At 65.6% G+C, this 26,212-nt stretch carries 22 protein-coding genes and 2 pseudogenes; 10 read left to right on the top strand and 14 right to left on the bottom strand.

What is annotated here, in order from left to right; all coding sequences use genetic code 11:
- Positions 1-12: 12 nt before the first annotated feature.
- A complete protein-coding gene (locus tag ACAM52_RS21510; RefSeq protein WP_369644581.1) occupies positions 13-240 on the bottom strand; it encodes a helix-turn-helix domain-containing protein in 228 nt (75 codons plus the stop codon).
- Positions 241-533: 293 nt separating this feature from the next.
- Here ACAM52_RS21510 and ACAM52_RS21505 point away from each other — a divergent pair, with 293 nt between their 5' ends.
- From ACAM52_RS21505 to ACAM52_RS21485, 5 genes are all read left to right on the top strand, one after another.
- Positions 534-998 carry a hypothetical protein gene (locus tag ACAM52_RS21505; protein WP_369644580.1) on the top strand — a complete coding sequence of 155 codons (465 nt, stop codon included), beginning with the start codon at positions 534-536 and terminating at the stop codon, positions 996-998.
- A gap of 103 nt (positions 999-1,101) precedes the next feature.
- The gene (locus ACAM52_RS21500) at positions 1,102-1,314 is read left to right on the top strand and encodes a hypothetical protein (RefSeq protein WP_369644579.1); all 213 of its coding nucleotides are present in this window, start codon (positions 1,102-1,104) and stop codon (positions 1,312-1,314) included.
- A complete protein-coding gene (locus ACAM52_RS21495) occupies positions 1,311-1,556 on the top strand; it encodes a hypothetical protein (protein WP_095743809.1) in 246 nt (81 codons plus the stop codon). Before ACAM52_RS21500 ends, ACAM52_RS21495 begins: the two co-directional genes overlap by 4 nt.
- A gap of 11 nt (positions 1,557-1,567) precedes the next feature.
- Positions 1,568-2,698, top strand: a complete 1,131-nt coding sequence (locus tag ACAM52_RS21490) for a J domain-containing protein (RefSeq protein WP_369644578.1) — start codon at positions 1,568-1,570, stop codon at positions 2,696-2,698.
- Positions 2,699-4,472: 1,774 nt separating this feature from the next.
- Positions 4,473-5,906, top strand: a complete 1,434-nt coding sequence (locus tag ACAM52_RS21485; protein WP_369644577.1) for a YfjI family protein — start codon at positions 4,473-4,475, stop codon at positions 5,904-5,906.
- A gap of 334 nt (positions 5,907-6,240) precedes the next feature.
- Here ACAM52_RS21485 and ACAM52_RS21480 read toward each other — a convergent pair whose 3' ends face one another.
- On the bottom strand, positions 6,241-6,819 hold the full coding sequence (locus ACAM52_RS21480) for a hypothetical protein (protein ID WP_369644576.1): 579 nt from the start codon (positions 6,817-6,819) through the stop codon (positions 6,241-6,243).
- A 154-nt stretch (positions 6,820-6,973) separates the two neighbouring features.
- Here ACAM52_RS21480 and ACAM52_RS21475 point away from each other — a divergent pair.
- Positions 6,974-7,186: pseudogene (locus tag ACAM52_RS21475) on the top strand (IS5/IS1182 family transposase); the annotation flags it as partial.
- A gap of 470 nt (positions 7,187-7,656) precedes the next feature.
- On the opposite strand, the gene ACAM52_RS21470 reads toward ACAM52_RS21475, so the two are convergent.
- The 5 genes from ACAM52_RS21470 to iolC all read right to left on the bottom strand — a co-directional run bounded on the left by ACAM52_RS21470 (position 7,657) and on the right by iolC (position 14,086).
- On the bottom strand, positions 7,657-9,195 hold the full coding sequence (locus ACAM52_RS21470) for a CoA-acylating methylmalonate-semialdehyde dehydrogenase (protein ID WP_369644575.1): 1,539 nt from the start codon (positions 9,193-9,195) through the stop codon (positions 7,657-7,659).
- Between the two features lie 14 nt (positions 9,196-9,209).
- Positions 9,210-10,193 carry a tripartite tricarboxylate transporter substrate binding protein gene (locus ACAM52_RS21465; protein ID WP_369644574.1) on the bottom strand — a complete coding sequence of 328 codons (984 nt, stop codon included), beginning with the start codon at positions 10,191-10,193 and terminating at the stop codon, positions 9,210-9,212.
- A 26-nt stretch (positions 10,194-10,219) separates the two neighbouring features.
- Positions 10,220-11,197 (bottom strand): Bug family tripartite tricarboxylate transporter substrate binding protein, encoded by a 978-nt coding sequence (locus ACAM52_RS21460; RefSeq protein ID WP_369644573.1) that lies wholly within the window; start codon positions 11,195-11,197, stop codon positions 10,220-10,222.
- 127 nt (positions 11,198-11,324) lie between these two features.
- A complete protein-coding gene (gene iolB, locus ACAM52_RS21455) occupies positions 11,325-12,119 on the bottom strand; it encodes a 5-deoxy-glucuronate isomerase (RefSeq protein ID WP_159275048.1) in 795 nt (264 codons plus the stop codon).
- Positions 12,116-14,086: a 5-dehydro-2-deoxygluconokinase gene (iolC, locus tag ACAM52_RS21450; protein WP_369644572.1), complete on the bottom strand. Its 1,971-nt coding sequence runs from the start codon at positions 14,084-14,086 to the stop codon at positions 12,116-12,118. Before iolC ends, iolB begins: the two co-directional genes overlap by 4 nt.
- Before the next feature lie 121 nt (positions 14,087-14,207).
- Here iolC and ACAM52_RS21445 point away from each other — a divergent pair, with 121 nt between their 5' ends.
- Positions 14,208-15,104 carry a MurR/RpiR family transcriptional regulator gene (locus tag ACAM52_RS21445; protein ID WP_307697121.1) on the top strand — a complete coding sequence of 299 codons (897 nt, stop codon included), beginning with the start codon at positions 14,208-14,210 and terminating at the stop codon, positions 15,102-15,104.
- Positions 15,105-15,244: 140 nt separating this feature from the next.
- On the opposite strand, the pseudogene ACAM52_RS21440 reads toward ACAM52_RS21445, so the two are convergent.
- From ACAM52_RS21440 to ACAM52_RS21430, 3 genes and pseudogenes are all read right to left on the bottom strand, one after another.
- A pseudogene (locus tag ACAM52_RS21440) lies at positions 15,245-15,625 on the bottom strand (acetoacetate--CoA ligase); the annotation flags it as partial.
- Positions 15,626-15,776: 151 nt separating this feature from the next.
- Positions 15,777-16,592 (bottom strand): class I SAM-dependent methyltransferase, encoded by an 816-nt coding sequence (locus ACAM52_RS21435; protein WP_369644571.1) that lies wholly within the window; start codon positions 16,590-16,592, stop codon positions 15,777-15,779.
- A complete protein-coding gene (locus tag ACAM52_RS21430; protein ID WP_159275044.1) occupies positions 16,589-16,978 on the bottom strand; it encodes a cupin domain-containing protein in 390 nt (129 codons plus the stop codon). The genes ACAM52_RS21435 and ACAM52_RS21430 overlap by 4 nt, the downstream gene beginning before the upstream one ends.
- A gap of 141 nt (positions 16,979-17,119) precedes the next feature.
- On the opposite strand from ACAM52_RS21430, the gene ACAM52_RS21425 reads away from it, so the two are divergent.
- Positions 17,120-20,269, top strand: coding sequence for an AAA family ATPase (locus ACAM52_RS21425; protein WP_369644570.1), 3,150 nt, complete (start codon positions 17,120-17,122; stop codon positions 20,267-20,269).
- A 67-nt stretch (positions 20,270-20,336) separates the two neighbouring features.
- Here the strand turns inward: ACAM52_RS21425 and ACAM52_RS21420 are convergent, their stop codons facing one another.
- From ACAM52_RS21420 to ACAM52_RS21405, 4 genes are all read right to left on the bottom strand, one after another.
- Positions 20,337-20,684 carry a zinc ribbon domain-containing protein YjdM gene (locus ACAM52_RS21420; protein WP_369644569.1) on the bottom strand — a complete coding sequence of 116 codons (348 nt, stop codon included), beginning with the start codon at positions 20,682-20,684 and terminating at the stop codon, positions 20,337-20,339.
- A gap of 89 nt (positions 20,685-20,773) precedes the next feature.
- Complete coding sequence (locus ACAM52_RS21415) at positions 20,774-21,367, bottom strand: hypothetical protein (RefSeq protein ID WP_369644568.1); 594 nt, start codon at positions 21,365-21,367, stop codon at positions 20,774-20,776.
- Positions 21,368-21,416: 49 nt separating this feature from the next.
- The gene (gene recJ, locus ACAM52_RS21410; protein ID WP_369644567.1) at positions 21,417-23,138 is read right to left on the bottom strand and encodes a single-stranded-DNA-specific exonuclease RecJ; all 1,722 of its coding nucleotides are present in this window, start codon (positions 23,136-23,138) and stop codon (positions 21,417-21,419) included.
- A complete protein-coding gene (locus ACAM52_RS21405; RefSeq protein WP_369644566.1) occupies positions 23,135-24,112 on the bottom strand; it encodes a hypothetical protein in 978 nt (325 codons plus the stop codon). The genes recJ and ACAM52_RS21405 overlap by 4 nt, the downstream gene beginning before the upstream one ends.
- Positions 24,113-24,235: 123 nt before the next feature.
- Between ACAM52_RS21405 and ACAM52_RS21400 the strand changes: the two genes are divergently transcribed.
- Positions 24,236-25,492: a lipoprotein-releasing ABC transporter permease subunit gene (locus tag ACAM52_RS21400; RefSeq protein ID WP_095743837.1), complete on the top strand. Its 1,257-nt coding sequence runs from the start codon at positions 24,236-24,238 to the stop codon at positions 25,490-25,492.
- Entirely contained in the window at positions 25,485-26,162 is a 678-nt protein-coding gene (gene lolD / locus ACAM52_RS21395; protein WP_369644565.1) for a lipoprotein-releasing ABC transporter ATP-binding protein LolD, read from the top strand. The genes ACAM52_RS21400 and lolD overlap by 8 nt, the downstream gene beginning before the upstream one ends.
- Positions 26,163-26,212: the final 50 nt, after the last annotated feature.

Here is a 26,212-nt window from a genome sequence, read left to right as displayed (position 1 = left end):
GTGCGAGTGAGTTCAGCGCGAGCGGGATCGCTTCTTGATCGCGTAGGGGCGCACCGTGCGGGGCGCGCGTGTCAGCGTTTCATCCAGGCCGCGCTGCTTGGGCAGATTCGGGTCCATGAGTTCGTGGGGCGGATACCCGATGGCCTGGGCAATCAACTCGACGTTGTCGATGGAGATGTTGCGCTGGCCGCGCTCCAGCGTGCCTACAAAGGCCCGGTCCAGGCCAGCGTCGTTGGCCATGCGCTCCTGGGAGATGCCCGCGTTCACGCGCACCAGACGCACATTGCGGGCGAAGACTTCGCGCAGAGACAGGGATGGGGCACCTCGAGGCATCCAGACGATGCTCTGGAATTGAGGTGTTTGATACCACGGTGTTTGAAACCTATTAACATCTAACTACACCTTGATCTGGCGACGCTCATCGTTCAAAAAGGAGTCATAAAAGCATCATTAAAAATCTGCGGCCTACAAGCCCAGGAACTAGGACTGGGGTTCGATGGCGACCCTTTTTTGGCATCAATTACACGAAAAGAATGATCAATACACACATCCGAAAGACCCGTCTCGCGCTGAGCGCGCTGTTGGCAACGCTGGTTCTGGCCACGCCTGCCGCACAAGCTGCGCAGGGGCAATGGACTCAGGGCTATGGCCAGGGCAACCTCGAGTACTTCATCGACGCCCAGGGCATGCGGCTTCTCATCGGCTGCCCAACATCGGAAGGCAGCGCTGACGCGGCCTCCAGCGTCACCCTGATGGCGGTGGCCTCGTCCCAGGAGGTAAAGAAGTTCACCGTCAAAGTCGGCGGGCATACCTTCGAAGGCCCCTTCGAGGCCGACAGCCGCGTAGGCGAGGACAACTTCATCACCTTGCTGAACGACCTTCGCAAGGGCGATGCCTTGGTCAGCTACGGCGGCAAGACGATCACCTTCGCCAAGAGCAATGCCGCCCAGGTCCTGCCGGCCTACGGCAAGAAGGGCTTCCAGTGCAACCTGGGATGAGGAGCCTCGGCTCTTCTCACTGCCCATCTCCATCAATCTAGACACTGCCCTGGCCGGGCCGCCTCAAGCGGTCTGGACCAGGGCGACCCATACATCGAATCACATGTCCAAGAAAGCCAAGATCATCTGCATTTACCTTGCCATCGGGGTGTTGTTCGCCCTTTACGGATGGCTGTTCGGAGACAACTCGTACAAGAGCTTTGCATACAACCTGGGCACCGGAATCGCTTGGCCCATCATGCTGTTCCCAGGGCTGGGCAAGATCCTCGGCGCGGGCATCCTGGCGCTGTTCGTCGGCCTGGTGCTGATGTCATGAATATCAAGCTCTTGCGTCGACTTGCCGCCATCGGCCTGCTGATTGCGTTGGCAGGCTGTGGTCGCGACGAGGTGAAGGTCGACTTCATGGAGGGATGCGTCCAGGGCGGCATCTCGAAGTCGATTTGCAAATGCATCTTCGGCAAGATAGAGCCGGACCTGCGGCAGATGCATGCCGGCGAGCAGGTGGAGGGGCTGGGTCAGCGCATGACCCAAGCCACGGCGATTTGCCTGCGTGATTGACGCGATGAACCATGAAAGACTACTACGAGGTCCTCGGCGTTCGCCGCAGCGCCGCTGAAGCCGAGATCGCGCTGGCCTACAAGGGGCGCCGGACGCAGTACCACCCCGACAAGTATCAAGGCAGCGATGCGCAAACGCTGCAGTGGGCAACTGCCCGGATGCAGGAGGTCAATGAGGCCTACGCGGTGCTCTCGGATGCGCAGCGGCGGGCGCGGTTCGACGCGCTCAGCCCCCAGAGCAGCGACGACGTCGCTGCCGACGAACCAGCGGCGAATCGTAGAGATGCACCAGCGCCAGCGACAGCGTCACTGCAGAACTTTCTGCATCAACGCTTCGCATCGGATGGCCGGTTCTCGCGAACCTACTTCGCACCCAGCATTCCGCTGAAGAAACTCAGCAATGCACTGCAAAGCTATGGCCGAGGCATCGAGGCAGAAGAGGTGGTGGCGCTCATGGACACCACCGTATTCGGCGGCGCGAAGGACGGGGTCATGCTCACCGAAAACCAGATTCGCCTGAAGGACCTGGGCTCAGGCCTGGCGATCTGGCGGTGGCCTGACATTCGGTTCATCGAGGCGGAAAAGACCGGGATCTACATCAACGGCCACAAGCTCATCGACTGCCTGGCCGTCAACGAAGGCGAGGTGGCACACCTGGTCAGCGGATTACAGGCGTTCCTGCAATTCCGCAGCAAGGAGTGGCAAGGGCCGCAGTCCGGACAGCATCGCGGCACGCCACAGGACGGCGCCGACCCTTTGGCTCAGAAGTACCGCAGCATGTACGACATGGCCAAGCGTGAGTTCCTGGACCTGTGCGAGAAGATCCAGAAGTTCGAGTTTCAGCTGGGGGAGAACTTCATCGAGCGCGAAAACGCAGCGGCGTACTTCGGTTATCTGGAGCAGTGCCTTCGAGATGCCGGAAGAGCTGAGCGGGCCTGGGCGATCCTCGGCGAGATCGCGATCCTGAGCAGGGCCACCGTCTCCTTCAGCGATACGGGCAAGACAGTCCTGCCAGACCTTGTCCGGCCGCGCGACGGCGACTCGCAGTTGGTGATGGAGCTGCGCGCACTGCTGCACTTTTTGCAAGAGGCAGTTCAGGAGGCTGAGCGGCAGGTCGAGGCGCAGCAGTTCTTCAGGCGCTGAGGGCGGACATTCAAGAGTTGGCGCAGACCAGGCGGGCGATCGAGAGATCGCTCGCAGGTCTGTGCTTCTTTTTTTGGGTCCGGCGCCTCTTGGTAGCTTGAACGGGAAGGAGCATCACTGCCGGGATGGACACAACTGGCATCAAGGAGTCGACGCACACGCGGCAATCCGGCGTCAAGGACGCTTCAGCTCAATCGTGCGGTCACAACCACTGTCCGTGCGCCGTTTCGCATCTCTCGCACGCAATCACAACGACTGTTTCCTCAAGCGTGTCGAGAAATACTCCATCGAATCGGTTGACGGCAATCAAGTAGGTGGGATGCCATTCATACATGTTCACATGAGAGTACCCGCAACTCGTGCAGACGCGGACGTTCTCATAGTCCTGCACGTCCTGAAGGAAAAAGCCAGCCTCTTGTAAATAATCGCAGGCCGCTTGTACGCCGCACTTCATGCAGTACGACTTCAGCACTCGGGCATTTGTAACTTCCAAGTGGTTTCCGGTGGTGTATGGTCTCGCGAGACATTCGGCGTTGCGATGCAGGTTCACGTGAATAGGGCCGATGGGGGCGCTGCAGTTCGAGCAGTGAGACTGAGGGACTTTTTTCATATGGGTGGCCATTTCATTGATCTCAAATTTGGGTTTATTGGAGTCCTCGATGCTTGGCTGTGACGCATTCGGAGGTGAGCAGTGGATCGAAGACGAGGACAACGCAGTTCGCTGTCATGTCATTGCCCGCCACGATAGAAATCGCCCGATCCCGTGAGAGAAGAAGCCGCAAAGCGGTTCGACGACTGGGTGATGCCTCGAGCCTCAGGATCACGATCGGCCTCGAGATGTGGTGCTGGCACGCAGCAAGATCAGGCGGTAACGCGAACTCACTGCTCAAGCCCACCTAGCGATACGAGCCGCCTTCTGGGTCCGCGCCCACGGAGACGGGCAGTCCGTTGACTCAGTGAATAGACACAGCCGATTGAAGCAATTGAACAAAGGACATATGCCCCGGCATCCAGCAGATCGGTGGGCCCTGCTCAACTCTGTCCCAGGGATAGCGCGCTCGATGGAGATTTTCGGCAACTCTCGCGTGCATCAAGACCGAGCGGTAGAGCTGAGTCGAACGCCCGCGACTTGGAAAAAATTGCGGTTCTACTTCTAACGACTTTTCTCTGAGTCGAGTCTATTCAGACTTTCAGAGAGAGGTACAAAGTACCTCTCTTATAAATAAGAAAATAAACCCAGGGCAGAGCCCCCGCACTGTTTACGCGTGGATGCCTGGCTACCTCCCGGCGCCTGACAAATCATGGACGGGGCAAGTAGATTTTTACTTAAATGCTCTTTGGCCCCGTTCATGCGGGAACAACTAATGGCCGGCTTCCTTGCGCGCCCGAACTCCTCTCGCCGCGCTCTTTCGGAAGTCCAATGAGGTGTCATGGAAATTTCCGCCATCATCTATCCTATGTAGACGTCGATGCGAAATTAGGATGAAGTTTTTTCCAATTCAATCAATGCGCGCGCGAATATCACCGGTGCTGCACGATTCAAGAAAAAGAGCGTGCGGCAACCGGGCTATATGACGGAGATCGATGAGGTTTAATATTTTCTCGATGAGAAGGTGGTCTGATTCGGGGCAATGATCGGAGTGCGCGGAGTCTTGTTGGTTTGAGTTACAATTAATTTTTTGTAAAAATATATTTTTAAGTAATGCCATCTCCAGGATTCATACCTAAGAAAAGTATACGAGTTGGTTTTCCTTGGCACCATTTGCCGCCCCTATTGCAGAAAGTACTGCAGGAGGTCGGCGCCGTCGTTCAGTCTCCGGTGGAGTTGGCATTTGCTTCCGCATTGGGTGTGCTGTCGATCGCTTGTCAGGGTTCTCGCCGCGTCAAGGTTCCCATTGGCTATACATGCAACATAGGGGTCTACCTTCTGACCATTGCCGGCTCCGGCGTGCGCAAGTCATCGACGGACAGACCTTTCATGGTGCCTGTGCGCGCGTTTCAGGCAGAGTGCGACGCTGAGCACGCAAAGAGAATCAGGGACTTCGAGCGGGATCGGCGAATCTGGGATAGCGAGCGTAAAGGGCTGGAGCGGGCGATCAGCAAGGCGCGAGCCACTGACAAGCCGATCGCGGACATCGAAAACAAGATGGTCGAACTCTATGAAAGAGAGCCTCAAAAGCCCAAAGGCTACAAGCTGATCGTCGAAGATGCCACTCCAGCTGCGTTTGCCCGTATCCTGGCTGACAGTCATCCCACGACGGGCATCTTTTCTGACGAAGGCGGCACGGTCCTGAACGCACCCGTGCTGCGCAGCCTAGAGATACTGAACAAGGCATGGAGTGGAGACGCGATCAACATTGATCGCGTGACTACTGGCAGTTCACTTTCGGAGCGTACGAATCTGACGCTCTCGCTCATGGCTCAGCCTCGTGTGGTGGACAACTTCCTTGGGAAGGCCAATAACCACGCACGCGAGAGCGGATTCGTATCAAGGTGCCTCGTGGCTCGGCCCCACTTTGAGCCGGGCTACCGAGATCTTCGGCCAGGCGTTCAGTATGCGGAGGGAATGGAGGGGTGGACTCGAAGAATCACGCAGCTGCTTCGAAAAAACCACCCGCTTGAATCACCGCCAGCGACGCCTGAGACGTTGCAATTTTCACCCATTGCTGCAGAAGAATGGGCGGCATTTGCCCGACGAACGGAGACGTTTCAACAAAGGGGAGAGATGTTCTTCGATATCCCTGATGCGGCTTCGAAGATGGCAGAAAACGCTGCACGTATCAGTGCGTTATTTCATTGCCTGGGGTCGGACACTCTGGAGATCGGGCACGATTCGGTCGTTGCTGCGACTTGGGTATGTGATTTTTACCTGCGTGAATTTCATGCCATCTTCAAGGAGAGGGAAAACGATGACGATGAACTGCACGCAAAAAATATCACTGAATGGCTTCATGCTAGGTGCGAGATCGATGGTCGAAAGCCATATATATCGGTGAGAAAAATACTTCAGCTGGGCCCATCACCGCGAAATGTCAATGCCCGTGATCGCGCACTGGACCTCATGGCGCAAAAGGGCATGGTTCGCATCGTCAGAAAGAAAAGTCAAATTAATCTTTGGCTAAATCCGAGTAAATTCAAGGTCGACCTTGTGGAAGGGGCTCCGAACAATGGCTTCCCCAAGGATGCCGACAATTTTCCATGGTTCTAGATAGATTGTGATTTACATGCATTGAAACACTGCTACAGCTGCTACCTGTAGCAGCTGTAGCAGTGTTTCGTAGCTATGGATCTGTTTATGGGGTGTGAGGTTGAGGGCGAACGACTATGCCTCAAGCAGGATGACGCAGAAGCTTGGCTTCGCCTCACGATGCGTGCTTTTAAGAGGCACTGAAGTCGACCTTCGTCGGATCAGCGCGTTTCATCTTGAATTCAAATAAATAGAGCAAAAAATCCCTTTCTCTATTCAGTCGAAATGGAAAAATTTCCAATCAATACGAGAAAATTTGTGGCGATTTTCTCATCAGATATTCAATTTGAGATGGTCAATTTTTGGATAAATAGGTTTCTCGAAGAGAGTGCGGGACATTGTGAGAGTCCAGAAACTCTATTATTTCATCTCGCCTAAATCCAATGACTCGAAGTCGCTCTGAATCGCCGTTGTTTTTGTATTTTCCGTCCGAAGGTGAGGTGCTGATTGTTGTTGGAAATCCGCTGTGCTGAGCTTTAATCAGTGAAACTTCAAAACGGTCAATCCATCGAGACATATGGACTAGCATCCTTTGTGCTTCGGATCTTGCCGTACTGCTGATTTTTGGCAGTCCTGTATCTCCCCAATCAAACCAACAAGGCCCACTACCTATTTCGTGAGAATTGTGCAGGCATTGGTCAAGTTTTGCGGCGGCGTGCGACTCTTGAAATATAATTTCAATATGATGATTGAGGCTGGAGATTTTAATTGCCTGCAAGCGTGCCACTGAGCGTGCAGCGAATTTAAATGGGCTTTGCGCGTTAATTGGAAAATTTGCAAGTGAAAGCGGGCCTTCATCGCCCCAATTTTTTGGTACATGTTTTGAAATTGATTCAACAATATCTGATATGGAAACAACGTTTACCAAGCTCATAGCATTACAAAGATGATGGGGTTGTCATCATAGAGCCCGATCCAGTCCGCCCTGGACAACGCGCTTGGAGACTCGTAGCATCTTCGGGCGTGAGATTTGCAGGATATTGCGACGTTGAACGCCATTACCTTGCAAATTCCGACGAGGTTTGATGATGAAGGCTCAACCCTCAGCACCGCGGACCGATGAGTTGATCAACATGCGCCTTCCGCTGGTGCACCTGGCCGGCTGATCGACTGGAGTGAGATCGAGCGCACCTTCGGCGGCCCACTTCAGCTTGGGGCGCGGGTGACCTGCACTGCCCCCTCAGCTTGTTGCCGGCCTGCTGTACCTGCAGCACGTCTTCGACGCTTGCGACGAAGCGGTGGCGAGACTTTCGGCCATGGGCCCGGCGGGAGTTTGCCCAGGGCCATCGGTCACGAGTGGGACCTGAGCGTCGCCACGCTTGCCCGCATGACGCACTAAGTGCCGGCGGGCGCCTCGTTGCCGGAACCACCAGGCGGGATGACCGTGATCGCACAAGGCATTCGCGAGCGGCCCGGCATGCTGGATGCGTATCTCGATTACTTCTCGAACGTGACCGAGTCACTCGGAGGCCGGCCGAGATGATCTATTGGGAACGTCCACAAGGCGGACGCGTGTTCCATGCCCCCGTGTCGTGGGGGCTGCCTGGGTCGTGGGCAGCGACCCAGTGTTCGGGAACGTACGGCATCACTTCGGTGTGCGGCCGGGACCGCGATCGCGAAATTGACAGACAGCTGGGCGAGATCCTCGATTCGAAGGACGTGAGTCCACCGTCAGGCCGTCACAGCGACCCTCGGGCAGACGTCGTGTGGATCAGCGCGCCGTCGGCATCACGAATTCCGCGCCCTTGCCGATGCTCTCGGGCCAGCGCTGCATGATCGACTTCTGCTTCGTATAGAAGCGCACGCCCTCTTCGCCATACGCGTGCATGTCGCCGAACAGGCTCTTCTTCCAGCCGCCGAAGCCGTGCCAGGCCATCGGCACCGGGATCGGCACGTTGATGCCGACCATGCCGACCTGGATGCGGCGGCCGAACTCGCGCGCCACGTTGCCGTCGCGCGTGAAGCAGCTCACGCCGTTGCCGAACTCGTGCGCGTTGATGAGGTCGACGGCTTCCTTGAAGGTCGCGACGCGCACACAGCCCAGCACGGGGCCGAAGATCTCTTCCTTGTAGATGCGCATCTCGGGCGTGACGTGGTCGAACAGCGTGCCGCCCATCCAGAAGCCGTCGCCGCAGCCTTCACCAGCCTTGTTGCCGTCGAAGCTGCGGCCGTCGACCAGCAGCTTCGCGCCTTCCTTCTCGCCCTGCGCGATGTAGCCGGTGATGCGCTCGTGCGCGGCGCGCGTGACGATCGGGCCCATCTCGGCCGCGAGGTTCTCGCCATTGAGCACCTTCAGCGTCTTCGTGCGCTCGATGAGCTTGGGCAGCAGGCGGTCGGCCACGTCGCCCACCAGCACCGCGACGCTGATCGCCATGCAGCGCTCGCCGGCCGAGCCGTAACCGGCGCCGATGAGGGCGTCCACGGCCTGGTCGATGTCGGCGTCGGGCATGACGACCATGTGGTTCTTCGCACCGCCCAGGGCCTGCACGCGCTTGCCGTGGCGTGCGCCGGTTTCGTAGATGTAGTTGGCGATGGGCGTGGAGCCCACGAAGCTGATCGCCTTGACGTCGGGGTGCTCCAGCAGCGCGTCGACCGCGGCCTTGTCGCCCTGCACCACGTTGAACACGCCGTCGGGCAGGCCGGCCTTCTTGAGCAGCTCGGCCATCAGCAGCGACGGGCTCGGGTCGGTCGGGCTGGGCTTGAGCACGAAGGTGTTTCCGGCGGCGATGGCCACCGGGAACATCCACATCGGCACCATCACCGGGAAGTTGAAGGGCGTGATGCCCGCGACCACGCCCAGCGGCTGGCGCAAGGTCCAGTTGTCGATGCCGGTGCTCACCTGGTCGGTGAAGTCGCCCTTGAGCAGCTGCGGAATGCCGCAGGCGAACTCGACGATGTCGATGCCGCGGCTCACCTCGCCCTGCGCGTCGGTGAAGACCTTGCCGTGCTCGGCGGTGATGAGGTGGGCGAGCTCGTCCTTGTGCTGGTTGAGCAGCTCGAGGAACTTGAACATCACGCGCGCCCGGCGGATCGGCGGCGTGTCGGCCCAGGCGGGGAACGCGGCTTGGGCAGCGGCCACGGCGGCCCCCACCTGCGCGGCATCGGCCAGGCCGACCTTGCCGGTGACGGCGCCGGTGGCGGGGTTGGTCACGTCCTGCGTGCGGCCGGAGGTATTGGCGGCGGGGGCGCCGGCGATGTGGTGGTCGATGTTGACGCGTTGGATGCGCAGGCGGCCGGGCGAGACAGTCATGAGGTCACTCCTTGTCAGACGGGCTTGATGCCCAGTTTGTGGATGAGCTGGCGGAAGCTGGCGTTGTCGCGTGCGATCAGCGCCTTGAAGGCCGCTTCGTCCAGATAGCCGTCGCCCATGTTCTGCTTGGCCATCGTCTCGCGCAGCGCGGGTTCCTGCAGGGCCTTGACCATCGCGTTGCGCAGCACCGCGAGCACCTCGGGTGGCGTGCCCTTGGGCGCTGCCAGTCCACGCCAGCCTTGGATGACCAGGTCGATCTGCCGTTCCCCAAGCGTCGGCACCTGCTCCCAGCCGGCTGCGATGCGCTTGTCGGCCATCACCGCCAGTGGTCGGACCTTGCCGGCTGCGACGTAGGTCGCCACTTCGACGGGCGTGACCGCCACCGCTTCGATGTGGCCGCCCAGCAGGTCCAGCACCGCTGGGTTGGCACCGCGGAACGGTACATGATTGAACTGTGTGCCGGTCTTGTCCTCCAGCGCAGCGGCCGCCAGATGACCGAGGGAACCGGGGCCGGCGTTGCCGACGCGCAATGCGCCGGGCGCCTTGCGCGCGGCGGCCAGGAATTCCTCGATGGTCTTGTACGGCGAATCGGCGCGCACCGCGATGGTGGCCGGATCTGCATTCAGGCGCACGATCGGCGTCACGTCGTCGGAGGTGAACTTCACGACGCCCATGTGGGGGATCATCGTGATCTCCACGGTGATGATCGCCAGCTTGTAGCCATCGGGCTTGGCGTTCACCAGTTCGGCCCAGCCAACGCCGCCACTCGCGCCGGCGCGATTGATGACGATCAGGCTCTGCGAAAGGTGTGGCCGTGCGGCCTCGGCCAGTGCGCGGGCCAGCACGTCGGTGCCCCCGCCGGCGGCGAAGGGCACGATCAACTCGACCGGCTTGCTCGGATAGGCGGCGGGCTGCGCGGCGGCAGGCAGCAAGGCGCTGCCTCCAAGCGCCGCGAGGGCGCCCAGGGCATGGCGGCGGGTGAATGGCGAATGGGTCATGAGAAGTCTCCTTGGAAAGCGTGCCGTCAATCGAGCCGGATGTTGGCGGCCTTGATCACGCCGGACCACAGCTTCTGCTCGCTGCGCACGAAGTCCGCGAACTGCGGCGGCGTCATCGGCATCGGCTGGATGCCGATCTCTTCCAGCTTGGCGCGTGTCTGCGGGTGCTTGAGCGCATCCACCAGTTCCTTGTTCAGTCGTTCGAGCACCGGCGCGGGCAGCCCGGCTGGGCCGACGAGGCCCTGCCATGCGTAGGCTTCGTAGCCGGACACGCCGGCTTCGGCCATCGTGGGCACGTCCGGCAGGATGGCCAGGCGCTGCGGTGTGGCGACGGCCAGCACGCGCAGCTTGCCGGCCTTGATCATCGACAGGCTGGGCGGCAAGTCCACGAACATCGAGTTCACCTGGTTGGCCATCAGGTCCTGCAGCGCAGGGGCCGAGCCCTTGTAGGCGACATGCAGGATGTCGGTTTGGGTTTGCTGCTTGAACAGCTCGAGCGCCACGTGCAGCGGCGAGCCCGGGCCCGACGAAGCCGAGGACACGGAGCCCGGCGACTTGCGAACCAGCGCCAGGAACTCCTGCACGTTCTTCGCGGGGAACGCGGGGTGCACGGCCAATACCAGCGGCATCCGGCCCAGGCCACCGATGAAGCTGAAGTCCTTCTCGGCGTTGTAGCTGAGGCTGGCGTACATCGCGGGATTGAAAGCCAGCGTGCCCGAGTCCACCGTGCCCACCGTGTAGCCGTCCGGCGCCGAGCGGGCGATGAAGGTGGCGCCGATGATGCTGGCCGCGCCCGGCTTGTTGTCGGCGATGACCGGCTGACCCATCGTTTGCCCCATGCGCATGGCGAGCTGGCGCGCAATCACATCGGTGGTGCCGCCCGGTGCGTAGGGCACGACCCATTTCAGTGGTTGGCGCGGGTAGGCAGCAGGCTGCGCCTGCACGGTGCCGAGACCGGCGAGCAGCGTGGCCGCCAGGAGGCGGAGGGTGGTTCGCTTGTTCATGATGTCTTGTCTCCAGGGTTGTGTATCTGTCTTCTTTTCTCTTTGCCTGCCGCGCGCGGCAGAACTGTCGGCCGCGTCGGGCCGTCGCATTCGTCTCGCGTGAGTCGCAGGTGACTGGCGGCCGGCGTTAGCGCGGCGCCAGCATCCATTCGTGCGCCGGGTCGTTGCGGAAGGCCCAATGCCGCTGCGGGCCGGCCATGGTGTTGAGGTAGTAGAGGTCGTAGCCGTGCGGTGCCACGCAGGGGTGGTAGCCGCGCGGCACCAGGACGGTGTCGCGGTGCTCGACGGCCATGGTCTCGTCCAGGCTGCGGTCGTCGGTGTAGACGCGCTGGAAGGCAAAGCCCTGCGCCGGGTTGAGTTGGTGGTAGTAGGTTTCTTCCAGCACCGTCTCGCCATCGCCCGCGGTGTCGTGCTTGTGCGGCGGGTAGCTCGACGCGTGGCCGGCCGGCGTGATGACCTCCACCACCAGCAGGCCTTCGGCCGGCTCGGTCTGCGGCAGGATGTCGCAGACGTGGCGGGTGTTGCTGCCCTGTCCGCGCACGCTGCGCGTCATCTGCGCGGGCTCGATCACGCGCTCCGGGTGCAGCCCCTTGGCCGGCGCGGAACTCAGCGCCACCTCGGCCGGGCCGCGCGCCACGATGCGCACTTCGCGCCCCGGCGGCACATAGACCGCCGTGGGGGAACGGTCTTCGAACACCGAGCCCCGGCTGCCCAGCGCGCTGTAGCGCCGCGCGTTCACCGTCACGTCGACCTGGCCGGTGAGCACCGTGATGCACAGCTCGCGCGTGCCGGTGACCAGTGCCTCTTCTTCGCCCGCCGCCAGGCGCAGCGCCTTGAAGCCGACGTGCGTCCAACCCGCCGAAACGGGCGTGACATCCGCAATCACGCGCCCTGCCGGCGCGGCCTTGACCAGCAGGCTCATTGCAGTGCCTCCTCGCCCACCGGTGCGGCGACGCGGCTGGCGCGCCAGCCGTCGACCAGACGGAGGAAATTGGCGGCCACCCGGGCCTTGAGGCCGGTGTCGTCGATCTCGCCGCGCAGCCAGGCCTGGCTGGGATCGCACCACACCGAGCGACCGACCATGAAGCCCTTGACCAGCGGCACGCGCGCCTGCGCGAAACCCGCCACCAGGTCCTCCAGCGGCTGCGACAGCCCGAGGATCACCGCACCGCGGCAGTACGGATCGCGCTCGCGCACCAACGCGTCGAGTTCCTCCCACTGGCGTGTCGACAGCGCGCCGACCTTCCACCACTCGGGCCGAAGGCCCAGGTCGTAGAAGTGGCGGATGGCCTGCACCACCGCCTCGCCCATGTCGCCGGGCGCGAGCGTGTCGCGCGGCGGGATCACTTCCAGCAGCAGTTCGTGGCCACTGGCGCGCGTGGCCTCGGCCACCTGCAGCAGCCATTCGTCCTGCTCGTGGCGCAGTGCGGCGGCATCGCTCGGGTGATAGAAGACCAGGCACTTCACCACCTGCTCGCGCGGCCAGTGCCTGAGCTGCGAGCCCAGCGAGCGCATGCCGTCGAAACGCAGCGGGCGCGAGCCCGGCTGCTCGATCGGCCGGCCCAGCCACCAGCCGCGGCCGGTGGCGGCGTGCAGCGCGGCCTCGCCCATGGCGGGGCGGCCGTCGATCAAAACGCCGAGCCGACCGCGGTAGCCGGGCTCGTCGTGCTCGATACCGGCCACCACCTCGTTCAGCAGGTGCTTGAGGCGCGCCAGGCGCGCCGGCTCGGCACCGGTCTCGCGCGCCATGTCTTCGAACTGCGAGCGATGGTCATAGGCCAGCACATAAAGCTCGGGCCATTCCTTGCGCCGAACACTCGCGCGATGCAGGTGAGCCAACTGCGGATCGAGGTCCGGGCGCGGATGACGGTTGCCGGAGAACCAGTGCGCCAATTCGGCCGGCGTCGGCATCGCGGGCGCGCAGCCGTGGCGTGAAACGACGATGGCGCCGCAGGCATTGGCGATGGCCGCGGACTCGCGCCAGTCCTTGCCGCGTAGCAGCCCGCTCATCAGGCCGGAGGCAAAGGCGTCGCCCGCGCCCAGCACGTTCAGCACCTCGATGCGCTCGCCCAGCACGGTGAGTGCGTCGTCGATGCGCGCAGGCACCGCGCTGTCGACGATGCTGCAACCCAGCGCGCCGCGCTTGACCACGAACACCGCCTGCGTGCATTCGCGGGCGCGGCGCAGGCAAGCCATCAGGTCGCCCTCGACGCCGCCGGCGATCATCCATTCTTCCTCGGTGCCGATGATCAGCTCGAACTGGCCGAGTTGTTCCTGCAGGTGCTGGGTCACCGCCTGGCTGCTCACGTAGCGCGTTTCGCCGTCGCCCCGGCCCGTCAGGCCCCAGAGCACCGGACGGTAGTCGATGTCCAGCACCCGCACCGCGCCGTGGCGGCCGGCCAGTTCCAGCGCGCGCCGGCTGGCGGCCAGCACGGTGGGCGTGCTCAGGTGGGTGCCGGTGACCAGCAGGCTGCGGCAGCCGGCGATGAAGTCTTCGTCGATGGCGCCGGCGTCCAGCGCCATGTCGGCGCAGTTCTCGCGCGCAAACAACAGCGGGAAGGTGTCCTGGTCTTTGATGCCCAGCAGCACCATGCCGGTCAGGCGCTGCGGGTCGACCTGCACCTGGCTCACGTCGCAGCCCTCGCGCCGCAGCGTGTCGAGCAGGAAACGGCCGTTCTGCTCGTCACCCACGCGTGAGACCATGGCCGAGGCCAGGCCCAGGCGAGCGGTGCCGAAGGCGATGTTGGCCGAGGAGCCGCCCAGATACTTGGAGAAGCTGGTCGCGTCCTCCAGGCTGCAGCCGATCTGGTCGGCGTACAGGTCGACCGCCAGGCGCCCGAGGCAGGCGATGTCGACCGGGCGGCCCGTGGGAAAGGAAAGGGTGCGCATGAAGCGTTGTCTCCGTGGTGGCGCCGGCGGCGGGTTCAGAATGCCCCGCGCGGCCGGTGGGCGTGGTTCGTTTGTCCGATGCGGCCGATCTTAGCGAAAATAGAAAAATATTTCTAGATAAATGAAAAATAGAATTTCTTCTCCGATCGCGGTGTCGCCAGCCATCGCCGCTGGTCCGTACGCCAGCGCCGAGGACTTCCTGCAGGCCGTGCGTGCCGGCTTTGAAAGCCTGAGCCGCCAACTCAAGCTGATCGCGCGCTACGTGGAAACCAGCCGCGACCGGCTGGCGCTGGACGGCGTGCAGGAAACCGCCAGCGAGTGCGGCGTGCAGCCTTCGGCCGTGGTGCGCTTTGCCAAGCACTTCGGTTTTTCCGGCTTCTCGGAAATGCAGGCGCTGTTCCGCGCCGGCGCGGCCCAGCGGCTGGCGCCCCATCGCGACTACCAGGAGCGCATCCGCTCCCTGGTTGGGGCCGACGCTGCGCCGATCACCCCCGCGCGCATTGCGCACGAGGTGATCGGCGGCAGCATCGAGAGCCTGCAGGCGCTGCAGGCTGGCCTGCCGGACGAACGTTTCGATGCGGCGGTGGAACTGATGCTGGACGCGCCCGCCCTGTGGCTGGCGGCCTCGCGCCGCGCGTTCCCGGTGGGTGCTTACCTGGCCTATGCGCTGCAGCACACGGCCAAGCCGGTGCATTGGTTGCACGGCCTGGGCCACATGCAGCAGGGCGAGTTGCGCGCACTGGCGCCGGGTGACGTGCTGGTCGCCGTTTCGTTCGAACCCTACGCGAAGGAAACGTTGGAGGTGGTGGACGCGGCGCTGGCGCAGGGCGCGCGGCTGCTGGCCATCACCGACAGCCAACTCAGCCCGCTGGCCGGGCGCGCCAGCGCGGTGCTACTGGCCCAAGATGGCGCCACCTTCGGATTTCGTTCGCTCACGAGCACCCTGTGCCTGGCGCAGTCGCTGTTCCTGGGGCTGGCCTATCGGATGGAGTTGGCTTACGAGCGCAGGAGTACCTGAGCGAGACCAGTCACTGGGCTGGGTGGACGGGCTTCGAACTCAAGAACGTCTCGCCCGGCGAATTCCAGGCTTCTCGGCGGCTGCGGGACTGGCTTCTGTGAGGGAGGACTGGGGAGGCTCGCAGGCCTCAAAAAACGGCCTCAATCCGCTCGATGTCGGTATCTTTTAGCGAAATCCACGTACCAGTCGATGCTCTCCGGGTCGGCCAACGCATCGCGGCTCACGGCCTTCTCGAGCGCATGGCCCAGCAGCAGCTTCTTGACGGGCAGCTCCAGCTTCTTGCCGGTGATCGTTTTCGGGATCGCGCTCACCTGCATGATTTCGTTGGGGACGTGGCGTGCCGAAAGCCCCACACGCAAGGCCTGCCGGATGCGCTGCGCCAGCGGCTCGTCCAGCGGGATGCCGGGCTGCAGCTGAACGAACAGCGCCATGTACGACTCGCGCCCGAGGTACTCCAAATCAACGACCAGGCTGTCCAGCACTTCGGAGATGCCTTGCACGACGCGGTACAGCTCGGACGAACTTGGGCGTGGGCCTGTCCACCGCCACCAGCGGCGGGGGCGACAGGGGTGGGCGCAAACTTGGGGCGCGAGTGCAGGTGGGCTACGCTTGGTAGGGCGGGCGAAGCCTTCACGCCGCGGCTGACCGCAGAAGGCGACGGAACGCCGCGGATCAGCCCACCTCCACCGTCACCCGCAGGAACGTCGCGGCGATTAGGCAGGTGTTGGGGTATTGGCTCTGGTTCTGGCTCTGGAACAGCGTCACCAGTTCCGCACGCAGTTCGTCGGTGCGCCCCGCCTGGGCTGCGGCGTCGAATGCGTTCATGGTCGGGCCGTAGAACTGCCGGAAGGTGTCGACGAATTCCGCCGCCGAGCCTTTGAAGTCGAAGATGTAGCTGTCGCGTTCCCAGCTGATGGCCTCCGAAGCGACGCCCGCCGCGCCAAAGCGCTCGATGATGTTCGGGGTCGAGCCCCAGCCCATCGGGCTCACGAAACCCTCGGGCGGCGGGGGCGCATACGACGAACTGATCTTCAGGATCTGCGCCACCAGCGTCGGGTCGTTCGGGATCCAGTTGCCCATGAGGATGCGGCCGCCCGGACGCGTGACACGCACCATCTCCCGTGCCACGTCGAAGGGCTTGGGCGCGAACATGGCGCCGAACATGCTGATGACGAGGTCGAAGGACTTGTTCTCCAGCCGCAGCTCGCAGGCGTCCCCTTCCTCGAACCGGCAGCTGGCCGACAGCCCGGCCTGGGCCGCCCGCCGGTTGCCCGCGGCGACCAGGTTGGCGGCGATGTCCACGCCCAGCACCTGCGCGCCGAGCTTGGCGGCCGGGATGGCGGTGTTGCCGTCGCCGCAGCCGAGGTCCAGCACCTTCATGCCGGGCGTGATGCGGGCGTGCCGCACGACGTCTTCACCGCTCTCGCGCATGCTCTCGGCGATGCGGGTGAAGTCGCCTTTTTCCCAGAGGGCCTTGTTCGGGTTCATGACTTCACCTTCTCGATCATGTGGTCGATCACGTGCGTGTGTTCGTGCTGCGGGCTGAACATTACGATCTCCGCGTCGGCGTCGACCTTGACGTTGTGGCCGGGCGGCCAATAGAACAGGTCGTTGGCCTGGACGGTCTCCTGCTCCCCGGCGTCGTCGGTGGTGGTGATCTGGCCCTTGAGCACGAACCCCCAGTGCGGGCACTGGCAGGAGTTGTGGTTGTTCAGGCCCTGGAACAGTGGCGTCGTGTCGACGCCCGCCGACAGCGTGAAGTACTCGCCGCTGATCTTGCTGTAGCCGGTCGCGTCGCCGAAATTCAAACGCTGCCGGATCAGGGCACCGGGAATTTCCATCTTCACGTCGACGGCGTCTTTTGCGATATGCATGAGGTACTCCTTGAGGGTCCGCGGGCGCGAGGGTGGTGCGTCTATTCGTTGCACCCGCCAGATTCGATAGACGGCATACTGATGCTCCACGCTTGGCGTTCCTGAAACGTTCCCGGCCCGTGCCGGGGGAAAGGAATCGCGATGTCGCCCCCACCGACTCCGCCGTCCGAAGCCGTGTCCATCCGGCTGTTGGGCCCGTTCCGCCTGAGCGTGGCCGGCGATGACCCGCAGATTCCCTCAGTGCCGCTGACCCGGCGGGCCGCCGAGCTGCTGCAACTGCTGGCCTTGCAGCCCGGACGCAGCCTGGCGAACGAACAGGTGGTAGAGGCCCTGTGGCCGCACCTCGACCCCGACGCCGGCAGCGCCAACCTGCGCAAGGCCGCACACCACGCGCGCCAGTTCATCGGCCAGCCCGACGCCCTGGTGCTGCGAGGCGGCCGGGTCTTCCTGCTGCCCGACCATGCGGTGGCGTGCGACGCCGAGCAGTTCGAGCGCGCAGCGGACGAGGCCCTGCGCAGCGGCGATCCGCAGGCCTGCAAGGCGGCCGCGCAGCTCTATGGCGGCGACCTCCTGCCGGACGCCCGCTACGAAACCTGGACCGAGGCGCCGCGCCAGCGGCTGCGCGACAAGTTCCTGCGGCTGCTGCGCCAGACCGGCGACCTGGAACGGCTGGTGCGCGAAGACCCCACCGACGAGGCAGCCCATGTCCAGTTGATGCGCGAGGAACTGGCGGCCGGGCGGCGCTCTTCGGCGCTGCGCTGGTACGGCCACCTGCGCGACCATCTGCAGCAGACCCTCGACCTGCGCCCCGGTCCGCCGGCCGAGGCGCTGTACCGCGAATGCGTGGCGGGCCTGGAAGGCGCCGCGCCGCGTTTCGTCGGCCGTGCCATGGAGCTGGTGCGTGTCCTGGGGTGGCTGCGCGCCAGCCTCGCGGGCCGGCCGGGGGGCGCGGTGGTGCGCGCGCCGGCGGGAATGGGCAAGACCGCGTTCTGCCGCCGCGTCGCCGAGGAAGCGCGGGGCCTGGGCTGGCAGGTGCGCTCGTTGCAGGCCGGCGACTGGACCCGGCCCTACGGCATCGCGGCCGACCTGGTGGAGCCCTTGCTCGGCGAACTGCCCGATGCGGCACAGGCCATCGGTGCGCACGCCCAGGCCGTGCTGTCGCAGATGACCGCCCCGGGCGACGTGAAACCGCTGGCCCTGCCGCTCGGGCGTCACCAGACGGTGGGTGCCGTGCGTCGGCTGCTGCTGGCCACCGCCGCGCAAAAGCCGGTGCTGCTCATCGTCGACGATGCGCACGCGGCAGACGACGCGAGCGCCCAGGCGCTGACGCAACTGGCGGCAAGCGGCCCCCCGGTGTTCGTGCTGCTCGCGTGCCGACACGCGCTGCCGCCGCTGCTGGATCGGAACACCTCGCGCCTGCAGCGCGCCGGCCAGCTGGAAGCCCTTGAGCTGGGCCCGTTGTCCGAGGAAGAAGCGGCGCTGCTCGCGGCCCGTTCGGCCGACGCACCGATGACGGGCGAGGCCGCCACCGCCATCGCCCGTCGTGCCGAAGGCCTGCCGTTTGCCGTGGTCGAACTCGCGCGCGGTGCGGCCACCTCAGACGGCGCCACGGCGGTGATGTCCCGCAGCCTGTCGTCGGCCCTGGCCGAACGCCTGTGCGACCTGGACCCCGGCGCGACGGAGGCCCTGCGCCGGTTGGCCCTGTCGGCCGAAGATTTCGACGTGGCCACGGCCGTGGCGCTGGCCACCGATGAAGGCCACGACGCCTTGGCACGGCTCGACCAGGCGCTCGCCGCGGGCGTGCTGGTGGTGGCCGATGGCCGCTACCGCTTCCGCCACGCCCTCGTGCGGGAAGCGCTGGCCGAAGGCATCCCGCCGCACCGGCGTGTGCTGCTGCATCGCGACGTGGCGGCGCGGCTCGCACAGGGCGGTGCGGCACCCGGCCTGGTGGGCCATCACTGGCTCGCCGCGGGCGATGCCGAGCAGGCGATGCCGTGTGCGCTGGCGGCTGCGCGCCAGGCCTTTCGCCTCGGCGCCTACGAGGACGTGCTGCGCCACGTCGAGCCGCTGCTCGCGCACCGGGCGACGCAGCCGGAAGCCCTGGCGCTGCGTGCCGAGTCCCTGGACGCGCTGGGCCGGCCCGGCACGTTGGCCGCCTACGATGCGGCCGCCGCCGTCGCTGCGGAGGCGCTGTCCCACGAACTGCGCGCCAAGCGGGCCTTGGCGCAAGTGAAGATGAGCGATCCGCCCGGTGCCCTGCAGTACCTGAAGGACGTGCATCCCACCACGGTGGCGGGGCGCCTCGCCGAAGCGCTGGCCTACAGCGGCGCGGCGGCCCTGGGCTTCGGGGACCCCGCCGAAGGAACGCGCCGCTCGGCCGAAGTGCGCCGGATCGCCCTGGAGACGGGCGACGAAGGCACGCTCGTGATCGCCTCCTGGTCGCAGGCCGCGGCGGCGCACGCGCGCGGCGACCTGCACGGCAGCGTGTGGGCCGACCTGAAGGAGACGAGCCACCTGCCGCAGCTGGCGGTGCGCGTGTTCGACGGCCATCTGTGCATCACGCAGCGCTTCCTGTACGGCTCGCGGCCGTACGCCGAGGTCATCGCATTCGCCGATGCGCTGGCCACGGAAGCGCAGCGGCTGGGCGCGGCGCGCGGGCATGCGTTCGCGGTCACGCTGCGCGGCGAGGCCTGGCTGCTCAGCGGCCAGCTCGACGCCGCCGAGCAGGACCTGGTGGCGGGCGGGCGCATGCACCGCGCGATCGGCGGCGCGACCGGCGAAGCGCTGTCGCTGCAGCGCCGCTCCGAACTGGCGATCTACCGCGGGCAGATGGACCGGGCGCGCGGCCTGCTCGACGAAGCGCTCGACGTCGCGCGCCAGTCCGACGTCGGCTTCCACCTGCTGGACCGCATCTACGGCACCCGCATCGCGATGGCCACGCAGCCCGACGCCGCGCTGGGCGTGCTGGAGGAGGCCGAGGCCAACGTGCGCGGCCCGCTGGAAAGCTGCCCCGGCTGCCGTATCACCTTCGCCATCCCGGCCACCATCGCGGCCGCGAGGGCGCACGAACTGGACCTGGCGGCCAGTCACCAGCAGCAATCCGAATACCTGGCCAATGTGGTGATGAAGCTGCCGGCCTGGTACGCGTCGCTGCACGAGGCGCAGGCTCACATCGAACGGGCCATCGGCCGTGTCGCTGCCGCGCGCGAAGGCTTCGCCGCGGCGGCGCGGGAGTTCCATGCCTGCGGTCATGCGTTGGACGCCGCACGCTGCCGGGAGTTGGCCAGCTAGGAAGTCCGCGCGGCACCGGCGTGACGAGCGGACAGCGAGACGCTGCGCCGCCTGAGCCAGGCCGGTCTCACGCCTTGCGCACGAATTCCGACTTCAGCTTCATCGCGCCAATGCCGTCGATCTTGCAATCGATGTCGTGATCGCCATCGATCAGGCGGATGTTCTTCGCCTTGGTGCCGACCTTCACGACCAGCGACGAGCCCTTGACCTTGAGGTCCTTGATGACGGTGACGGTGTCGCCGTCGTTCAGCACGTTGCCGACCGAATCCTTGATGACCCGCCCCTCATCGGCCGCGCTTTCGGCGGAAGCGCCCGAGGCGGACCATTCGTGAGCGCATTCGGGGCAGACAAGGTTGAGGCCGTCTTCGTAGGTGAATTCCGAATGGCATTGGGGGCAAGGGGGCAGGGTGCTCACGGCGGTAGGGGCGGTCCGTATCGGTTGAAGGACGTGGATACTAGCCTGCCCTCATGGACGCAGGTCCTGTTCCTGTTGGCCGCAGCGGCTCAATCCAAGGTGTCGAAGAGCCGGAAGATCCACGACAGCTGGTAAGCCAGCGTGCCCGCGACGAAGGCCGTGTGAAAGCGTGGGTTGGCGGAGCGGGCCGCCGCGATGCACAGGCCCACGAGGATGGGCGTGCGGATGAGGTACTCCATCGCAAAGCGGGCGAAGTGCGCCTCGCCCTTGATCAGCGTGTCGACCACGTCGAGCAGGTAGGTGGCGGCCAGCAAGCCGAAGAACCACGCGCGGCGGGCGTAGAAGTAGTCGCGGTAGCTCGCGTAGTCCTGCATGCTGTCGGGAAAGAGCAGCGCGCACAGCAGGAACAGCAGGATCGCGTAGCTGACGATGAAGGCGTAGGTGCCGAAGGTCCAGCTGTCGATCTGGTACAGGCCGAACTCCCACCACCAGAAATGCACCAGGGCCAGCAGCACCGAGGCGACCCAGGCCAGGTGCACGGCGTAGAGCCGGTACTGCGTCGGGTGCTGCACGATGCGTGCGACGCCCGACAGCAGCCGGGTCACGCCCAGGCCGATGACCATGCCCATCACGATACGGATGTGCGGAAAGATGTCGTGGGCCGAGATGGCTTCTTGCTGCATGCGAGAGTGCCCGGTCGAATGGATGGGCCTCCAGTCTAGGCCGCCCGCGTCACACCTCCGCGCCTTCGACCAGAAAGCGCAACCGTCGCACCCCTTGCCACTCGTCCGCATCGAGCCGGAACGCCAGCTTCACGCGCGGCGGAAGCGGCTCGGTGTGGCTGAACCAGATCGCGTCGATGGGCTGGCCCTGGTGCTTGAGCTTGAGCGCCAGGTGCTTCTCGCCCACCAGCCGCTGCGACACCACCTCGACCTCTTCGCTGAAAGTGGGCGGCGCGAAGCCCTGGCCCCACACCTCCTTGTGCAGCGTGTCGACGAGGTCGATGCGCATGTACTCGCGCGCGATCGGCCCGTCGGTCTCGATCTGGCGCGTGAGCGCGGCCTCGGCCAGCCATTCGCCGGCCACCTGCGCCAGCGCGCGCTCGAAGACGGGAAAGTGTTCGCGCGCCACGGTGCAGCCCGCGGCCATCGCGTGGCCGCCGAAGCGCAGCAGCACGCCGGGGTGGCGCTTGGCCACGAGGTCGAGCGCATCGCGCAGGTGAAAGCCCGGGATCGATCGGCCCGAGCCCTTCAGCTCCTGCTCCTTGCCCGGTGCCGCGCTGGCCGCGAACACGAAGGTCGGGCGATGGAAGCGGTCCTTGATGCGCGAGGCCACGATGCCCACCACGCCCTCGTGGAAGTCGGCGCCGAACACGCTGATGGCCGGCGGCGGCGCTTCCACGCCTTCGCCGTCGGCCGCGAACAGCGACTCGGCCAGCAGCAGCGCCTGGTCGCGCATGCCGCCCTCGATGTCGCGCCGCTCGCGGTTGATGCCGTCGAGCATGCGCGCGAGTTCGTCGGCGCGGCCGGCGTCGTCGGTCAGCAGGCACTCGATGCCCAGCGTCATGTCGGCCAGCCGGCCGGCCGCGTTGATGCGCGGGCCGAGGGCAAAGCCGAAGTCGAAAGTGGTCGCGGCCGAGGCGGTGCGCCCCGCCGCCTTGAACAGCGCCGCCACGCCGGCCGGCATCGCGCCGGCGCGGATGCGGCGCAGGCCCTGCGCCACGAGGCGGCGGTTGTTGGCGTCGAGCTTCACCACGTCGGCCACGGTGCCCAGCGCCACCAGCGGCAGCAAGGCATCGAGCTTGGGTTGCGTGGCGGTGTCGAACACGCCGCGCGTGCGCAGTTCGGAGCGCAGCGCGAGCAGCACGTAGAACATCACACCGACGCCGGCGATGCTCTTGCTTTCGAACTCGCAGCCGGGCTGGTTGGGGTTCACCATCACGTCGGCCAGGGGCAGCTCGGGGCCGGGCAGGTGGTGGTCGGTCACCAGCACCTGCAGGCCGCGCGCCTTGGCGGCGGCCACGCCCTCGACGCTGGCGATGCCGTTGTCGACGGTGATCAGCATGTCGGCGCCGGCGTTGGCCACGCGCTCGGCAATCGGCGGCGTCAGGCCGTAGCCGTCCACCACGCGGTCGGGCACGAGGTAGCTCACGTGCTTGCCGCCCAGCAGGCGCAGGCCGCGCACGCCGACCGCGCAGGCGGTGGCGCCATCGCAGTCGTAGTCGGCCACGATGCACAGGCGCTTGTCCTGCGCGATGGCGTCGGCCAGCAGCACGGCGGCTTCGCGCGTGCCGCGCAGCGTGTCGGGCGGCAGCAGGCGTGCGAGGCCGTCGTCGAGCTCGTCCTTGCCGCGCACGCCGCGCGCGGCAAACAGGCGCGCCAGCAGCGGATGCACGCCGGCCTGTTCCAGCGCCCAGACGGTGCGCGGCGGGATGTCCCGGGCAATGATCTTCATAGGGACTCCAGCACCTGCGTGGCGCGGTTGCGGTCGAACAGGCCCTTGGCCCAGCGGGCGAGGCCGCGCGGCTGCACGGTGAAAAGCTGCGCGCCGCGGTCGCCGCACAGCGAGAGCGCCACGTCGGCGCCGCGCGTGAGGTCGGCGAGCAGGCTGGCGACAGTGCCAGCGTCCAGCGCTTGCCAGGCGGCGGCCCAGGCCAGGCCGTCGTCGCGCAGCGCGGCGTCGCGCAGCGCGAGGTCGACGACCGGCGTGCGCGACAGGGGTGGCGAGGGCAGGTCGCCGTCCTTCAGGACGCCGGTGCCGCTGAGCCAGAACGAATTGATCGGTGGCACGCCGCGCGCGGTGCGCTCGTCGTTCACGCGCTGCGTGTACAGCAGCATCTGCATCTCGTTCTGCAGCCGGCGCAGCGGCCGCGAGGCATCGCCCAGCGGCGACCACTGCGAAATGGGGTACCCCACTGCGCGGTCGATGGAGGCCGTGGCCAGCCCGTCGAAGATGGGCGCGCGCGCGAGCCAGCGGCCGGGCGTGTCGGAGGGGTAGAGCGCGATGCCGTCTTCCTCGAAGAACGGGTCTGCAACGGCCAGCAGGGCCATCGATTCGGCGGCGTCGATCTCGATGCCGCTCGGGTCGCCCAGCGCCACGTCGTCGATGCCGACCTGCCAGTTGCACAGCGTCACCTGGCCCCAGGCCTCGGGGTCGCCGGGCGCGGCCAGGCCGGTCTTGCGGGCTTCGAGCGCGGCCCAGGGAATGCAGCCGTCGTCGGCGGGGGGCAGGCCCAGCGCGCGGGCCAGCGCGCGTTCGTGCGGCGGGGAGCGGGTGCTGTCGTCCTGCGTGTCGGTGTCGGCGAGCGTCAGGCGCAGCAGCAGGGTTTCGAGGTTCGGCAGCCGCAGGGTCGCGAGCGCCGCGCGGCAAGCCGGGGAACCGCGGCCGGCAAAGGGAATCAACAGATGACGTGGGAGAGGTTCGGCCATTTCCCTATTGTCCGGGATGCCACAATTCCACCGTATGACCTACCCCCTCGCTCCTCACCCCGAGTATTTGCCGCCCCCCGCGGGCGCGCCCATGCCCCTTGAGGCCACGGGGCGAGGCCGCTGATGCGATTCCCCTACGAACTGCAGCTCGGCTGGCGCTACACGCGCGCAGGCCGTGCCACGCGACGCAACGGCTTCATCTCCTTCATCTCCGGCGTGTCGATGCTCGGCATCGCGCTGGGCGTGGCGGCGCTGATCATCGTTCTCAGCGTGATGAACGGCTTCCAGAAGGAAGTGCGCGACCGCATGCTCAGCGTGGTGTCGCACATCGAGATCTTCTCGCGCGACGGCCAGGCCCTGCAGGACATCGACGCCATCATGGCCGACGCCCGCAAGAACCCTGAGGTGATCGGCGCGGCGCCTTTCATCAACACGCAGGCACTCATCGCGCGCGGCGAAGACATGAAGGGCGCCATTGTGCGCGGCATCGACCCCGCGCTCGAACCCGAGGTCACCGACACCGGCGGCATCGCCAAGGGCGGCACCTTCGACAAGCTGGTGCCGGGCGAGTTCGGCATCGTGCTGGGCATCGAGCTGGCGCGTTCCATGTTCGTGCAGCCCGGCGATCAGGTCACGCTGGTGGCGCCGGGCGGGCAGGTCACGCCGGCCGGCGTGGTGCCGCGCCTGAAGCAGTTCACCGTGGTCGGCGTGTTCGACTCGGGCCACTACGAGTACGACTCGGCGCTGGCGATGGTGCACGAGAAAGACGCCGCCAAGGTGTTCCGCCTCGAAGGCCCGACCGGCATCCGCCTCAAGCTGAAAGACCTGCACGAGGCGCGCGAGGTGGCCGACCAGCTCGCCGTCACGCTGCCGGGCCAGTTCCTCATCCGCGACTGGACGCGCCAGAACAAGACCTGGTTCGCGGCCGTGCAGGTCGAGAAACGCATGATGTTCATCATCCTCACGCTGATCGTCGCCGTGGCGGCCTTCAACCTCGTCTCGACGCTGGTGATGACCGTGACCGACAAGCGCGCCGACATCGCCATCCTGCGCACGCTGGGCAGCTCGCCGCGCAGCATCATGGCCATCTTCGTGGTGCAGGGCGCCATGGTGGGCGTGATCGGCACCGTGGGCGGCCTGCTGCTGGGCCTGGGCATCGCCTACAACATCGACGTGATCGTGCCCTTCCTGGAGCAGCTCTTCCACGCCAGCTTCCTGCCCAAGGACATCTACCTGATCAGCAAGATGCCGAGCGACCCGCAGCAAAGCGACATCATGCCGATCGCGGTCATTTCCCTCATCCTGGCCTTCCTGGCCACGCTGTATCCGAGCTGGCGCGCCAGCCGCGTCAATCCTGCCGAGGCCCTGCGCTATGAGTGATGTCGTCCTGAAGGCCCGCGGCCTCACCAAGCGTTTTCAGGAAGGCCGCATCGACCTCACCGTGCTGCACGGTGTCGACCTCGACGTGCACGCCGGCGAAACGCTGGCCATCGTCGGCGCGTCCGGCTCCGGCAAGAGCACGCTGCTGCACCTGATGGGCGGGCTCGACGCGCCCACCGCGGGCAAGGTCGAGCTGCTCGGCAAGGACATCGCGCATGCCGACGCTGCCGAGCAGGGCCGGCTGCGCAACCAGCACCTGGGCTTCGTCTACCAGTTCCATCACCTGCTGCCCGAGTTCAGTGCGCTCGACAACGTCGCGATGCCGCTGAAGATCCGCCGCGTCGAGGCCGGCGAAGCGTCGCAGGCCGCGGCCAAGATCCTCGCCAGCGTGGGCCTGGGCGAACGCCTGCACCACCGGCCGGCCGAGCTGTCGGGCGGCGAGCGCCAGCGCGTGGCCATTGCGCGTGCGCTGGTCACGCAGCCGGCCTGCGTGCTGGCCGACGAGCCCACCGGCAACCTCGACCGCAGCACCGCCGACGCCGTGTTCGCGCTGATGCTCGACCTCGCGCACCGGCACCGCACGGCCTTCGTGATGGTCACGCACGACCAGGACCTGGCCAAGCGCTGCGACCGCGTGCTGCAGCTGGTGGCGGGGCGGCTGGCGGGCTGAGCGTCGGTCAGCCGCTCGAGGGGCGTCCTCGGGCTTCCTGCGGCACACGG

This window comes from Variovorax sp. V118, assembly GCF_041154445.1.
Classification (GTDB): Bacteria; Pseudomonadota; Gammaproteobacteria; order Burkholderiales; family Burkholderiaceae_C; genus Variovorax; species Variovorax boronicumulans.
This window is presented reverse-complemented; position numbering and strand designations above follow the sequence as displayed.

What these genes read in the sequence shown, in the direction of transcription:
- ACAM52_RS21510 (WP_369644581.1), bottom strand. Translation starts at nt 240, where the DNA reads ATGGCCAACGACGCTGGCCTGGACCGGGCCTTTGTAGGCACGCTGGAG.
- ACAM52_RS21505 (WP_369644580.1), top strand. Translation starts at nt 534, where the DNA reads ATGATCAATACACACATCCGAAAGACCCGTCTCGCGCTGAGCGCGCTG.
- ACAM52_RS21500 (WP_369644579.1), top strand. Translation starts at nt 1,102, where the DNA reads ATGTCCAAGAAAGCCAAGATCATCTGCATTTACCTTGCCATCGGGGTG.
- ACAM52_RS21495 (WP_095743809.1), top strand. Translation starts at nt 1,311, where the DNA reads ATGAATATCAAGCTCTTGCGTCGACTTGCCGCCATCGGCCTGCTGATT.
- ACAM52_RS21490 (WP_369644578.1), top strand. Translation starts at nt 1,568, where the DNA reads ATGAAAGACTACTACGAGGTCCTCGGCGTTCGCCGCAGCGCCGCTGAA.
- ACAM52_RS21480 (WP_369644576.1), bottom strand. Translation starts at nt 6,819, where the DNA reads ATGAGCTTGGTAAACGTTGTTTCCATATCAGATATTGTTGAATCAATT.
- ACAM52_RS21470 (WP_369644575.1), bottom strand. Translation starts at nt 9,195, where the DNA reads ATGACTGTCTCGCCCGGCCGCCTGCGCATCCAACGCGTCAACATCGAC.
- ACAM52_RS21465 (WP_369644574.1), bottom strand. Translation starts at nt 10,193, where the DNA reads ATGACCCATTCGCCATTCACCCGCCGCCATGCCCTGGGCGCCCTCGCG.
- ACAM52_RS21460 (WP_369644573.1), bottom strand. Translation starts at nt 11,197, where the DNA reads ATGAACAAGCGAACCACCCTCCGCCTCCTGGCGGCCACGCTGCTCGCC.
- iolB (WP_159275048.1), bottom strand. Translation starts at nt 12,119, where the DNA reads ATGAGCCTGCTGGTCAAGGCCGCGCCGGCAGGGCGCGTGATTGCGGAT.
- iolC (WP_369644572.1), bottom strand. Translation starts at nt 14,086, where the DNA reads ATGCGCACCCTTTCCTTTCCCACGGGCCGCCCGGTCGACATCGCCTGC.
- ACAM52_RS21445 (WP_307697121.1), top strand. Translation starts at nt 14,208, where the DNA reads ATGAAAAATAGAATTTCTTCTCCGATCGCGGTGTCGCCAGCCATCGCC.
- ACAM52_RS21435 (WP_369644571.1), bottom strand. Translation starts at nt 16,592, where the DNA reads ATGAACCCGAACAAGGCCCTCTGGGAAAAAGGCGACTTCACCCGCATC.
- ACAM52_RS21430 (WP_159275044.1), bottom strand. Translation starts at nt 16,978, where the DNA reads ATGCATATCGCAAAAGACGCCGTCGACGTGAAGATGGAAATTCCCGGT.
- ACAM52_RS21425 (WP_369644570.1), top strand. Translation starts at nt 17,120, where the DNA reads ATGTCGCCCCCACCGACTCCGCCGTCCGAAGCCGTGTCCATCCGGCTG.
- ACAM52_RS21415 (WP_369644568.1), bottom strand. Translation starts at nt 21,367, where the DNA reads ATGCAGCAAGAAGCCATCTCGGCCCACGACATCTTTCCGCACATCCGT.
- recJ (WP_369644567.1), bottom strand. Translation starts at nt 23,138, where the DNA reads ATGAAGATCATTGCCCGGGACATCCCGCCGCGCACCGTCTGGGCGCTG.
- ACAM52_RS21405 (WP_369644566.1), bottom strand. Translation starts at nt 24,112, where the DNA reads ATGGCCGAACCTCTCCCACGTCATCTGTTGATTCCCTTTGCCGGCCGC.
- ACAM52_RS21400 (WP_095743837.1), top strand. Translation starts at nt 24,236, where the DNA reads ATGCGATTCCCCTACGAACTGCAGCTCGGCTGGCGCTACACGCGCGCA.
- lolD (WP_369644565.1), top strand. Translation starts at nt 25,485, where the DNA reads ATGAGTGATGTCGTCCTGAAGGCCCGCGGCCTCACCAAGCGTTTTCAG.